A 12,641-nucleotide genomic window follows, 5' to 3' on the forward strand; every position below is an offset into this window, starting at 1 on the left:
CATCATCGCAAGGCAGTAAGGAAGTCAGTGACGCTGAGTCCAGAACCGATCGAACCGGAACTGATCGACGGCGCCGAAAATTCTGAGCCGAGTGCGCGCAGAGGCTTTGTCTTGGTACTCGCCGCAACTGCAGCGGTTGGGGTCTGCGGCTACATCATTACGTGGCTTGTTCCGCGAGTGATCGGGGTATCGCCATATGCTGAGTTCGCAATTTTTTGGTCGTTCATCTTTCTCGTTGCAGCTGCTCTTTCCGGAGTCCAGCAAGAGATGGCGCGTGCATCCCATCCCTCGGCAGAATCTAGCTCGGGTGGCGCCCGAGCCCATCCGCGTCGATTTGCTGCTGTGTTCGGTGTCGTCGTGCTCGCGGTACTTCTGGCCACCGGCCCGATCTGGGTGGCACTGGCGTTTCAAGTCAACGGATGGGCACTTGTCGTACCAGTCGCGTTCGGAGGCGCCTGCTACGTACTCCTCGCGACACTCACCGGCCTCTTGTATGGCCGGAGCGATTGGAATCTGATCTTCGTCGCGATCATTGTCGAAGGATTGGGACGGCTCGCTATGGTCGGCGTCACCGTTGCCCTAACGCACGACGTGATCGCTCTCGCTTGGGCCGTGGTGATTCCCTTCGGGCTCGCGTTCGTTACGACCGCTTCGCTCTACGCCTGGAAGCGGTCTATTCATGCTCCCCTTGATGTCGGATATCGGACTCTGAGCTGGAATGTGGCGCGTACAGTAGTCGCCGCCGCCGCGATGGGCGTTCTCGTAAGCGGTTATCCACTCGTCTTGGGGATGACTTCTTCCCATGTGCCACACAACATCCTTGGCGCCGTGATTCTAGCGTCAACATTGACCCGAGCGCCATTGATCGTCGTGGGTATGGCTCTGCAAAGCTATCTCGTCGTGTTCTTCAAGTCTCGATCGGGCGCCCTAGGGCGATCGATATGGGCGCTGCTGGCAGTGGTCGTGATACTGGGGATTCTCCTGACTTTGCTTGCTTCGCTTTTCGGCCCACCGGTGTTTGCTTTCCTCTTTCCCGACGCTCCACTCCTCAGTGGCGCTTTCATGGCTGCTCTAGTCGGTTCGTCGATCCTTGTCGGTGCACTATGCGTTACGGCACCCGCGGTCCTCGCTATGTCACGCCACGCGCTCTTCACGGCAGGCTGGTTGACTGCTGCGATCGCAACAGTCTTCGTGTTAGTCCTTCCGCTGGACTTCATGGCTAAGACCGTTGCTTCGCTGATTGCTGGCCCGTTGGTGGGCCTGGCTGTGCACCTGGTGGGCATCCCACTGGCCCTACGGAATCGGGCGGGAACGGCTCCTCAGGCCACTAAGAGATAGGTCACGGACACTAAGAGATAGGTCACGGACAGGTTCAAGTCGCCGACTCCGCCGGGAATCGAATCTTCGGATTGAAGCCGACACCGCAAATCAGTTGCTTAGTCATCGACCAACGCAGGCCCAACGCCACGCGTCCACGATGCATGCCCAATTGCACGCGGGCACAGAAGATCAAGTACGAGGCCAAGCTCTGGTGATGCAGCCGGAATGACGCCTCGTTCCGGACGCCGTGCCTGAACTTCCATGCATTTCTGTCATCGATTAGACCAAAATTCACGCCCTTGTTGTCGCCCATGTCGTGGACGACAACGCTGTCGAGCACCTGCACCCCCGGACAGGCTTCTGTTACACGAAGCGTGTACTCGTGATCATCGAACCAAATGAAGTATTCCGAGTAGGGCAGGCCATACCTCTTGAGCACCCAGCGCGGGAACAATACTGAAACGAACGAGCAGCTGCGCACCATCACCGAACGTGATCCGCGCGCGATAAGTCGCGCCCAATCCCAAGTAGTTTCCGGGTTGTTCATCTCACATATGTTTCCGTCCGTATAACGAACGAGAGAACAAGCGAACGGAACGTCCGGTCCCAACTCGTCTACCGCATTGCCGTATCCGTCGAGGAGCACCTGGAGTGCGTCATTCGCCGGGTAGCAATCATCGTCCATAATCCAAACGAAGTCGGCGCCGCGAGCATAAGCCCGTGACATCCCCGTGGAGAACCCTCCGGCCCCTCCGAGGTTCTCGGGGAGGGAAACCACTTCGATGGTCAGGGGGGAATCGAGGGTGCCGAGGTAGGCGGCTGTGCCATCGGTCGAGGCATTGTCTACGATGACGACCCGATCGGGCTTCCTGGTCTGCGCCTCGATCGAGGCGATAACGTTCTTCAGCTTCTCCAGCCGATTGAACGACACGACGACGGCGCTTACTTGCTCCACTCCGTGAACTTCCTCTCTACCCAGCTGTCGGCAGACTCAAGCTCCGAGAATGCCTCAGCCAGCTCTGCTTCCCGCGCCCACAACTCGGCTCTGAACTCTTCGTTATGCGCAGCGCGCTTGACCACGTCCGCGGCTGACCTCACGAATTCGTCGGGATCCCGGGGAATTAGGGCATCTGAAGGAACGATCGTGCGCTGCGAGCCGACATCCGCCGACAGGACGGGAACGCCTAGCGCGATTGCCTCAAGAGCTGTCAGTGCGATGCCCTCATTCTGAGAACTGATTACGAGCATGTCGGTCATCTCAAGGGTCTCCTCGACTGGCGCACGCTCACCTCGAAGGATGACCACGTCGCGCAAGTTGTGCCGCTCGATTTCGCGCTGCACGAAAGATTCGAGGACACCACTGCCCTGGATGACGGCGCGAACCGGCATTCCCAGACTCCGACGAAGCTCCTCGACTAGCTTCAGGAAGAGATGGGGGCGCTTTTGATGGGCGAACCGCCCGACAAAACCCACGTTGAATGAATCCGGATTTACTCGAGCTCGCACCGCCGTGACTCGCGTCGTATCCATCGTTAGGCCGATCAACGGCGCGAGGACGATCTTCTCAGGAGCGACCCCTTGGACGTCCCGCAGCCATTCCTCCAGTTGCGGTGAAATGACGTGGTGCGTATCGATGCTCTCGTCAAGTAGCACCCCGAAAGCCGGGTATCCCCCACCGTTGTACTCGAGTATGTGTTGGGAATCCACGACTGGAGTCCTAGGGACACGGCGGCGAAGCCATGGGAGCCGGTCGTACAGCCATCGACAATGATGGACGTATATTCCCCGCACATCCCAGTTGCGCACTATCGCATCCAAGAGCGGCTCGGAATACTCAGGCTGCCCGATCGGATGAGTCAACGGAATCACGACGGCGTCGGCGAGTTCCGGGTGCGTGATCCAAGGGTGGGGCGAAGCAACATCCGTAATGACGACAGGCACGAGGCCGTGCTCTGTCGCAACCTGGATTGTTTTCAGGGCCCAACGCTCGGCGCCACCGAGATCAAGCCAGTGAAGCCCGAACAAGACCGCTGCAGCGTTGTGGTTAGGTTCGGCCAGCGGTGACACTTCGGGATTGTGATTGCTCCTCGCTATGCGGGTCGTGTACAGCGACGCTTCACGACCACGAATCAGGCGCTGACGCACTCGGTCGTAGGCGAACGGATAGCGTCGCTCCACGGCCATTCTGATTCCCCAGTACAGGCCGTGACGGATGAGCGAGGCATCTTCGTCCGCCCCAGGATCGGTATCGAGGACGATGTGTCGTTCTCCGGAGTCTGCTTCAGGCATGAATTGCTTGCCCTTAGGCCTGAAGTGTTGGTGAAGCTCGCCCTCTGCAGTGCTCACGATCGTGAACTCGCCGATCCACGTTGGGTGGTGCTTTGGCTTCGACCGGGTAGCGACATCAGTGAGCGATGAACCGAATCCACGTGCCGCAACGTAGACGTTCACATCGAGTGACGTGCCGGGAGTGTCAAGGGCGTGGAAGTTGAGAGCGCCTACAAGCAATGCACGCTGCCTAGCGCTCAAGGTTTCGCCGATCGAGGAAAGCTCGGACCCTTCGGTGACGGTAAAAGTGGCGACCCGGTCGAAAAGGCGGGAGATGCGCATGGCTATAGCGAGTCCTCTGATCAGCAGGGGTACGGACACAAGGTGGCAGGGCGCCGCAGACATCCTAACGGGGCCCGAGGGAGGTGCCCTGGGTCCGCTTCGGCTTCCTTAGGCGCGTACCTCGCTCGGCACCACATCGTCCGCGGCCCGCTCAGGAATGTGCTGCAACGACATTCGTCGCATCGCCCTACGGGACGGTTCCTCGAAGAACCTCCAGAGACAATACCCGGCGGCGAGTGCAACGAACGGAAGCAGTATGAAGCCAAGCTTGCTCCCCACGCTGCCCGGTGCCAGCCAGCTGAGGCGCCCCTGAAGGAACCAGAAGATCTCAATGAGCGGCATGTGCACCAGATACACGCTGTACGACGCCATTCCGCCAACAACGAACCACCTCATCCCGAGGACACGTGGAAGCAGTTGGTCGCCGACGGCAAGACATCCGACCAACACGAACATGAACGGAACTACAAGAGCACCCCAGCGCTGGTGGCCCGTGAACCAAATTGCATAGGCGAAGGCGACGAACGCAACGACCGCTACGCACGCCAGGATGGAGGCCACCCATCGAAGTCGGGGAGTCAGGTCGACCTTGGAAAGCGCGTAATACAGAAGGCAACCGGCAAGGAACTCGCAGACGATGCGGAGCAGCCACATGTAGGGCGCGTACACCGACCCAAGGGCCAATGCGAACAGGACCACCGGGCTCACCACGACAAGGCCCATCAGGCCCAGCACACGCGCTCCGAACGCACGGCCGAGGCGATAGAGGACCAAGGCAACGACGGGGAACATCAAGTACGCCAGACTCTCGGCGGACACCGTCCACGCTGCACCGTTCCATGTCAACCTGTTCGAATCAGGCTCGGTCCACTGCACCACGAGAAGCGCCTGACGGAAGAAGCTGAGAACGCTGTAATCCCTGGGTGCGACGGGGTCGCTTGCGTGGAAGATGAGGAATGAGCCGTGCCAAACGGCGCAGAACAGCAGAGTCAGAAAATACGCGGGCCAGATCCGCGCAAGTCGTGCCCACCAGAACTTGACGGTCGCGCTCCTATCGAGAGATACACCCATACGCTCCGCGTAATTCAGGGCGATCACGTATCCGCTCACGATGAAGAACAGGTCGACCCCGTAGTCACCGTGAATGATGACGGGCCCAATGACGTCATAGACCCGAGGAAACTCACTCGCGATGTTCCCGCGAAGGTGGAACAGGATGACCCACACGGCCGCCAGGATGCGGACACCGGTAATCGCGTGGATCTGGCGAACCTGCGTGTTCGAGTTCGACGCCGTCTGGGGCAGGCTGGATGTCACGGGATCCTCTCATCGACACGGGCGGGCGATCCGCCGATGATGCCGACAAAGTCTCTCACAAGCCCGATCCGATCCTGGGACCGGGCCGCAAGGCGAGCTTCGTCTGACGACTACACTTATCGACGTTTACGACATCCGAGCAGGAAGTCGGCCCCCGCCCTCCCCGTAGGCAGTTTCCCGAAGGAATCACACACTGTGACGAGCACAGCAGCCACCGGCACCCAGAGCTATGTCACGCCCGGGCATAGCCGAGGGTTGATCGACGTCTTCCGATACCGATACTTGTTGCGGCTCCTTATCCGCAAGGGCATACAGACCCGGTACCACGGTTCCGTACTCGGCTGGACCTGGTCGTACGTCAAGCCGGCCGCGCAGTTCTTCGTCTACTTCTTTGCCCTTGGAGTGTTTCTCGGCCTCAACAAGGGTGTGCCGAACTTCCCCATCTATTTGTTTTCGGGGATGATCGTGATCAACCTCTTCGGGGAAGCGTTCACCAACGCAACTCGCTCGATCGTCGACAACGGTGCTCTCGTACAGAAGATCTACTTGCCCCGCGAGCTCTTTCCACTCGCTGCCGTGTTCGTCGCTTTTGTGCACTTCCTTCCTCAGGTGGTGGTCCTCTTCATTGGCTGCCTCATTACAGGATGGGTACCGGGTTGGCTCGCAATCGCGTCATTCCTCTTGGGCGTGCTCATCGTGACTGTTCTCTCAACGGGCCTGGGCTTGCTCTTTGGGGCGATCAACACCTCATTCCGTGACGCTCAAAATCTGGTCGATCTGTTCCTTCTCTTCGCCACCTGGGCATCTCCGGTCCTCTATCACTGGAACTCGGTGCAGTCGTCCCTCCCGCCGTGGGCGCAGAACGTCTACATGCTGAATCCGCTCACTCCTGCGGTAGAACTCATGCATCTTGCGTTCTGGTCCCCGACCCTGCACGGCGCGCAGCCCGCTGGCCCGCCAAATCTGATGCTCTTCTCTGCGATCGCCCTGGTGACGTCTATCGTGATCCTGGTGCTCGGACAGCTAACGTTCCGGAAACTCGAGGGCCGCTTTGCCCAAGATCTCTAACATTCCGAGGGGTGCAGTGCTTCAGTTGGACCTAGAATCGACCCTCACGCCGAGCATCATCGTCAAGGACGTAACCAAGACGTTCAAGCTGCGGCACACGCACTCGTTCAAAGAAGCGTTCCTCGGATTCATCCGACGTAAACAGCTTTCGACGATGTTCTCCGCGTTGGCTGGAGTGTCCCTCGAAATTAACGAGGGCGAGTCGGTCGCGCTGCTGGGCTACAACGGCTCTGGCAAGTCAACGCTGCTCAAGCTCATCTCCGGCGTGCTACTCCCGGACAAGGGCCGAATCCTGACGCGCGGACGATTGGCCGGGCTTATCGAGGTTGGGGCGGGTTTCCATCCCGATCTGACCGGGCGCGACAACGTCTACCTGAACGCGGCGATCCTAGGAATGACACGCAAAGAGATCGATGAGAGGTTCGACGACATCGTCGCTTTCTCAGAAATCGGCGGCTTCATCGATACCGAGGTGAAGCACTATTCCTCAGGTATGTTTCTGCGGCTTGCATTTTCTGTCGCAATCCACACCGAACTTGATATCTTACTGGTCGACGAGATCCTAGCCGTCGGCGATGCTCCGTTTCGCGAGAAATGTCAGCTCAAGATTAAGGAACTCATCGAGCAAGGCAAGACGATGGTGGTCGTCAGCCACGATCTAGAGATGGTCTCCGCCCTATGCGACCGCGGCATCGTGCTCCGTCGCGGCAACGTTGTCTTCGACGGACCAATATCCGCCGCGATCACGGCCCTTTCAGAGGACTGATACGTCAGTGCGGCAAACCAGAACGCGGTGCTGAATGCCCGCCTCGCATTGCGCTCGCTGTGCGACCCGAGTGTTGTCGACGTTTTGGCACATCGACTCACTCGGATGTCGCGCTCGTTGCCTGGCGGTCGAACAGCGGACGTAGCTTGTTCTCGAACATCGAGAGGGCCGCGCCGATAGCCATGTGCATATCGAGATACTGATAGGTGCCCAGGCGTCCGCCAAAGAACACGTGATGTTCCGAGGCGCCAAGCTCACGATAGGCAAGAAGGCGAGCTCGGTCATCAGGAGTGTTGACCGGGTAGTACGGCTCGTCCTCGGTTAGCGCGAACCGCGAGTACTCCCGCATGATGACGGTCTTTTCTGGGTTGTAGTCCCTCTCCGGATGGAAGTGCCTGAACTCGTGGATGCGTGTGTACGGCACGTCGAGGTCTGCGTAGTTCATGACAGACGTTCCTTGGTAGTCACCGACGTCGAGGACCTCGCGCTCGAAGTCGAGTGTTCTCCACGAGAGCGGACCTTCGGAATACTCGAAGTAGCGGTCTACCGGGCCGGTGTACACGACCGGAATGGACCCAATAGCTGCGCTCTTATTGAAGGGTGTTGCTGCATCGAAGAAGTCGGTATTGAGCAACACGTCTATCTTGGGATGATCCGCCATACGGTTGAGCCACGCCGTGTACCCCTCAACGGGCAGCCCCTCATAGGTGTCGTTGAAGTACCGATTGTCATAGGTGTATCGGACCGGCAGCCGGCTGATGACCTCGGCGGGCAAGTTCGTCGGATCGGTTTGCCATTGTTTTGCCGTGTAATCACGAACGAACGCTTCGTACAGGGGGCGCCCGATGAGCGATATCGCCTTATCTTCCAGGTTCGATATCTCCCCTGAAGAGTTCTCCGCCGCATGGCTGGCAACAAGCTCGCGAGCCTGGCTCGGTGAGTATGCCGAGCGGAAGAACTGGTTAATCGTCCCAAGGTTTATAGGTAGCGGAAATGCTTCGCCGCGATGCGTCGTATACACACGGTGCTGATAAGCCGTGAACTTCGCGAACCGGTTGACGTACGACCAGACCGTTTTGTTCGACGTGTGAAACAGATGGGCTCCGTAGCGGTGGATCTCGATGCCCGTCTCCGGCTCGACCTCGCTGTAGGCGTTGCCGCCGATGTGGGCCCTGCGGTCGATGACCGCCACACGCAGACCGAGCTCTTGTGCGCAGCGTTCGGCAACCGTGAGCCCGAAGAATCCAGACCCAACTACCAGAAGGTCATAGTCCATTCGGCGAGTTCCTCTCAAAGACTAAGTGCAAGCTGAGCACGTACCAGGGTACAGACCGCTTCCGTGACGACGATGACGACGATGGGCCGCCCATGGGTGGTCTCGCAACGCAAGCCGCTGGCCTCTTAGTCATTCGGCGATACCTTGCGAACGCTGATCTTCCGATAGACCAATCGGCGCACGGTGGTGGGAACGAAGCGGTACCCACCCCGTACGACGACGTTTCGGATGAATTGGGCCAAGCTCGTGAAGCGTTCCCGTCGAAGCACGACCTGCAGCTGGACTTCACTGCTGAAGAGTTTCCACCCTCCCCTGCGGTGGTAGGCACCGGCATCGATTCGATACATCACTAAGGGATCCGTCAGATTTTCGGCCCGCGCTCCATGTTGGATCATGCGCGCGAACAGCCAATAGTCCTCCATGAGCCGGAGTTCACGGTATCCGCCCGCATCCAGCACGGCGGATTTTCGGTAAACAACGGTCGGATGGTTGAACGGGTCCTTGAACCGCGCGGAACGAGCGATCGTTTCGGCGCCCGAGGGGGGGACGCGTCGACCCCAGACCTTACCGTCCTCATCAAACTCGAGCATCCCCGACCCGACCAGGTCATATCCTGATTCCAGCAGGGGAATCTGGCGCTCGAAACGTTGGGGCAACGAGATGTCGTCGGCATCCATTCGGGCGATGAACTCGTTCTTGCAGGCAGCAAGTCCCATCGTAAGCGCCTTGGCCAGGCCTACGTTTTTATGGAGAACCACGAGGTTGACTGGCACGAGCGAGCTTTGAACGACCGATCTGATGGCGCGCGCCAGGCCATCAGGGACGGGCCCATCCTGTACCAGGACGACCTCCGCGGGAGTTCTCGTTTGGTCGGTGACCGCGCTCTGGAAGGCCCGGAGGAAGTGCGCAGCGCGGTCTGCGTGGTAGACGGGGAGCAAGAGCGAAAACGGCTGACCAGATTCCGTCATAGGGCGGACTTGGCTCTCGATTCCAGCCGCTCAACAGCGTCGGCCCGTACACCGTACGCATCGAGTGCTACGGAGTTGGGCGCTGGCCTCGTTTTGATCCCCTGCCTTAAGCCATCGACCAGACCCCGGCGCAATACTGCCCTGTCGTGAGAACGGACGAACGTGCGAAGCCAACGCAACAGGGTGGAAACCAGATAGATCGCCTTCTCGCCGACAGAGAGCGACCGCGAGTGGGCAAGCATCCAGATCTTGTTCCGTACTTCGAATAGGAATCGTGCCCCTGGATCGGCGTCGGTGGATCCGAACTGCCGTGTTTTGTGCACCACAACACTCCGGCACGCAAGGTAACCGCGACCGTATCGAAGCAACCGAGCAGAGTACTCGAAGTCGTCATTCCATAGGAAGTAGTCGACGATCGGAAGCCCCAGCGACCGTACTGCGCTGCCCTTGATGAGCAACGAAACGAATGATGCAGAGCGCACCGGATAGCACTGATATTTCGCAGCGCGCGCCACCGATCTCCGGCTCGCGAATGGCCGAACGCGAGGAGTGTTCATCGGGTGGGGCCTGCCGTCGATCCACTCGACCCGTGATCCGACAAGATTTGTGTTGTGCGGTGAGACTTCGACAACGCGCACAAGTTCTTGGAGTGCAGTCGACGTGGGCACCGTGTCGTCGTCCATGACCCACACGTAGTCCGCGTCATGATTCTCCACGGCCTCGGCGATGCCCACCGCGAACCCGCCAGCCCCTCCCGTGTTCCGCGGCAAGCTGAGCACATGGACACCGGGCACAATCGACCGAGCCGTAGCGGCTGAGTCATCGGTTGAAGCGTTGTCGACGACAACGATCGCATCGGGGGCGACAGTCTGCGCGAGGATCGCTCTCAAACACTCTTCGAGGAGTGCCGTCCTGTTGTACGCAACGACCACCGCCACCACCCGCGGAGCCCTTCCCCTGCATTCAGTCATACGAGATTCCAGGATCGCGTAGGGGAGCTGAGGCTCTGGACAGAAGCGACTCACTGCCCTCCGTCCTCCCCCAGAAGCGCGCCCGCCCCAAGATCCACGCCAGTGTGACAAGTGCAATAAGAATCAGCGCCGCCACCTCAATTCCGGCACCAGGGCTCACGAACGCGACATGCACGGTGCTCCCGCTCGAACTCTCCGGGACGTCCAAAGTCATCAAGAAGCCGTCCGTCCTCCTTGAGGATATGGCGGCTCCATCGACCTGATATCCCGGCCATGCAATGCGGCTCAACGCCACCTTTCCGCCGCCAGAAGGCACTTTCTCAACTTTGAAATCGATCCCCATCGCGTCTTCATGCGTCGCTCGGACAGTCACACCGTTCGATGTCCATACGATGCCGCCGGCAGGCCTCACCGGATGATTCCGCACGATGAGCCTCGTTATGGAGTCATCGTGGACAACGTGCCACCCGATCGGCACACGCGACCACACGGATTCGGGCACCACGCTCTTAACTACTTGCACCGAGCTGACGGCGATGTCATCCGCAAGAGTGTTGCCAGACTCCGACTGCTTCTCGAAGAGCTTGGTGTACAGCTCTGGGCAAGTCGCTCCCTGATACTGCATGCACATTGCATCGCCGTACCCGGGATAAAAGACCGTCGTGTAGGCGTTCTGGACCCGTGCCTCTGGCACGTACCAGAGGTTCGCCACCAAGGTCTCAGACCAGTCGCTTGTGCGGATCACCCCGTTGAGCGGTCCACCGACCACGATCACATCTCCGACAGCTTGGCGAAGCACACTTCGATACTGCGAATAGTCATGTGGTATCTGATAGTCGAGAAGCGGTCCACGAGGATGCGTCGCGTGCTGCGGTATGACTAAACCGACGGTCCCGACAATGGCGACTGCCGCAGCGAATGCCGGCCATCGACCATGGCGAATGCTCTCGAAGAACCGCATCCGTCCCGTCGACTCCGACAAGGCTCCAAGGTAGAGCAGCCACAGACCGCCGGCCAACGCCACGAAGCAGACAACAATGGGAGCAAGGAACTCAGGAGCAAAGGAGAACGTAAGCCACGAGCTCGCCGCTGCGACTGTGAGAGCGATCGTGAAGCGCGTCCTACTCATGGACGCCCGCGCCCGCGACAGGCCAAGCGTGAGCATCACGCCGACGGCGATCACCAGATACGGCATCATACGAATCGGAATCCGCAAGGGACCGACGTCACTCGGCAGAAGCACTCCGATGAGCGCTGCGCCGAACAGGATAACGACGCTCGCTCGGGCGCGAAGAAGCCTTAGGAGGGGCTTCCAAGCTACGAAGGCAAAGGCAGGGAGCAGCCACGAGACGTAGATGAGCGGCGCGTGGGGAAAAAGGTTGCCGAACACGTTTACCGAAGTTGCCCCGACCGGAGAACTCGAGGCCGCTAGCGAGCTCAGGTTCGTCGTCAGCAGTCCCGTATTGACTACCGACTGAACTCGACCGGACGACGGCGCTGTCAGCAACGAGGGGAGATGCACGATCAGCCCGAAGGAAACGGCGACCGCGAGCAAGCCGATAGTACGTATCCACGTAGGGCGGTGGCCAGAAAGCACCGCTTCAACGAAGATGGCGATGAGTGCGATGCCAAGAAAGATCGTCGCGTGAACGTAACCGATGCCGATAACGGCCATAACGCTGCAGATCGCGAGTAGCGGCGACTTGCCACCGAACGCGGCACGGCGCGACAGCGCCCAGGCGAGCGGCCAGAGGCTCCAGGCCATTAGCCCGTTCACCCATGAGGTGGCATCCAGATAGAGGGTGACACCCGCCAGCGGCAGAACTACACCAAGGACCGCGGCGAACGGACGAGTGATGCCGAAGGTTCGACCGAGAACGTATCCCCCGAAGCTTCCGACGCATAGACAGATTAGCTTCACGATCGTGGCGTAAACAAGCGCGTTGTCGAAGGCATGAGAGCCGACGCCGACTACCCAGAGAATCGGACTGAAGAGGCCCCAGGCTCCCTCGGACAGGTAATTCCCAGATTGCCAGACGGTCGGGTTGATCAGAGACCAGTCGCCGGACAGGACCCTCGTGCCGATCTTGTACCACTGACCGATTGCGCCGGCTTGCGTGTCGTCGATGAAGTAGTACCCATGGTTGAACGCGAGGGGGATTAATCCTGCCGCAAGGACCGCAACGACAGCGAAGGCGGGCCAGAGCAAGCGTGGGGGCACCAGAGAATTATGCCTTACGGCGGAACGGACCACTGTCAGGCAGGTCGCGGTAGGGTTTCTGCTGACCATGCGCGATGGTAGCCGCGTGGACTTGCCGATCTGACAACGCATCTTCACCATGAGG

Annotated in this window: 10 protein-coding genes; 3 read left to right on the top strand and 7 right to left on the bottom strand. The window is 59.5% G+C overall.

All coding sequences use genetic code 11. From position 1 onward, the window contains the following. The first annotated feature begins 27 nt into the window (after window positions 1–27). Window positions 28–1,338 carry a lipopolysaccharide biosynthesis protein gene (locus tag ACO2Q7_RS16345; protein ID WP_423356772.1) on the top strand — a complete coding sequence of 437 codons (1,311 nt, stop codon included), beginning with the start codon at window positions 28–30 and terminating at the stop codon, window positions 1,336–1,338. A 34-nt stretch (window positions 1,339–1,372) separates the two neighbouring features. Here the strand turns inward: ACO2Q7_RS16345 and ACO2Q7_RS16350 are convergent, their stop codons facing one another. The 3 genes from ACO2Q7_RS16350 to ACO2Q7_RS16360 all read right to left on the bottom strand — a co-directional run bounded on the left by ACO2Q7_RS16350 (window position 1,373) and on the right by ACO2Q7_RS16360 (window position 5,247). Next, a complete protein-coding gene (locus tag ACO2Q7_RS16350) occupies window positions 1,373–2,275 on the bottom strand; it encodes a glycosyltransferase family 2 protein (protein ID WP_423356773.1) in 903 nt (300 codons plus the stop codon). Next, on the bottom strand, window positions 2,263–3,930 hold the full coding sequence (locus tag ACO2Q7_RS16355; RefSeq protein WP_423356774.1) for a glycosyltransferase: 1,668 nt from the start codon (window positions 3,928–3,930) through the stop codon (window positions 2,263–2,265). The genes ACO2Q7_RS16350 and ACO2Q7_RS16355 overlap by 13 nt, the downstream gene beginning before the upstream one ends. A gap of 108 nt (window positions 3,931–4,038) precedes the next feature. Then, window positions 4,039–5,247, bottom strand: coding sequence for an acyltransferase family protein (locus ACO2Q7_RS16360; protein WP_423356775.1), 1,209 nt, complete (start codon window positions 5,245–5,247; stop codon window positions 4,039–4,041). Window positions 5,248–5,442: 195 nt separating this feature from the next. Between ACO2Q7_RS16360 and ACO2Q7_RS16365 the strand changes: the two genes are divergently transcribed. After that, entirely contained in the window at window positions 5,443–6,315 is an 873-nt protein-coding gene (locus ACO2Q7_RS16365; protein WP_423356776.1) for an ABC transporter permease, read from the top strand. Window positions 6,316–6,331: 16 nt separating this feature from the next. Beyond that, the gene (locus tag ACO2Q7_RS16370; protein ID WP_423356777.1) at window positions 6,332–7,081 is read left to right on the top strand and encodes an ABC transporter ATP-binding protein; all 750 of its coding nucleotides are present in this window, start codon (window positions 6,332–6,334) and stop codon (window positions 7,079–7,081) included. Between the two features lie 97 nt (window positions 7,082–7,178). Here ACO2Q7_RS16370 and glf read toward each other — a convergent pair whose 3' ends face one another. From glf to ACO2Q7_RS16390, 4 genes are all read right to left on the bottom strand, one after another. Further along, entirely contained in the window at window positions 7,179–8,357 is a 1,179-nt protein-coding gene (gene glf, locus ACO2Q7_RS16375) for a UDP-galactopyranose mutase (RefSeq protein WP_423356778.1), read from the bottom strand. A gap of 125 nt (window positions 8,358–8,482) precedes the next feature. Continuing rightward, a complete protein-coding gene (locus ACO2Q7_RS16380) occupies window positions 8,483–9,325 on the bottom strand; it encodes a glycosyltransferase (protein WP_423356779.1) in 843 nt (280 codons plus the stop codon). Continuing rightward, entirely contained in the window at window positions 9,322–10,266 is a 945-nt protein-coding gene (locus ACO2Q7_RS16385; RefSeq protein ID WP_423356780.1) for a glycosyltransferase family 2 protein, read from the bottom strand. The genes ACO2Q7_RS16380 and ACO2Q7_RS16385 overlap by 4 nt, the downstream gene beginning before the upstream one ends. 22 nt (window positions 10,267–10,288) lie before the next feature. After that, window positions 10,289–12,586: a hypothetical protein gene (locus tag ACO2Q7_RS16390; protein ID WP_423356781.1), complete on the bottom strand. Its 2,298-nt coding sequence runs from the start codon at window positions 12,584–12,586 to the stop codon at window positions 10,289–10,291. Window positions 12,587–12,641: the final 55 nt, after the last annotated feature.

The organism is Rathayibacter sp. KR2-224, from assembly GCF_049446075.1.
Taxonomy (GTDB): domain Bacteria; phylum Actinomycetota; class Actinomycetes; order Actinomycetales; family Microbacteriaceae; genus Humibacter.

Coding starts and splice junctions, on each gene's coding strand:
- ACO2Q7_RS16355 (WP_423356774.1), bottom strand. CDS start 3,930: ATGCGCATCTCCCGCCTTTTCGACCGGGTCGCCACTTTTACCGTCACC.
- glf (WP_423356778.1), bottom strand. CDS start 8,357: ATGGACTATGACCTTCTGGTAGTTGGGTCTGGATTCTTCGGGCTCACG.
- ACO2Q7_RS16380 (WP_423356779.1), bottom strand. CDS start 9,325: ATGACGGAATCTGGTCAGCCGTTTTCGCTCTTGCTCCCCGTCTACCAC.
- ACO2Q7_RS16390 (WP_423356781.1), bottom strand. CDS start 12,586: ATGGTCAGCAGAAACCCTACCGCGACCTGCCTGACAGTGGTCCGTTCC.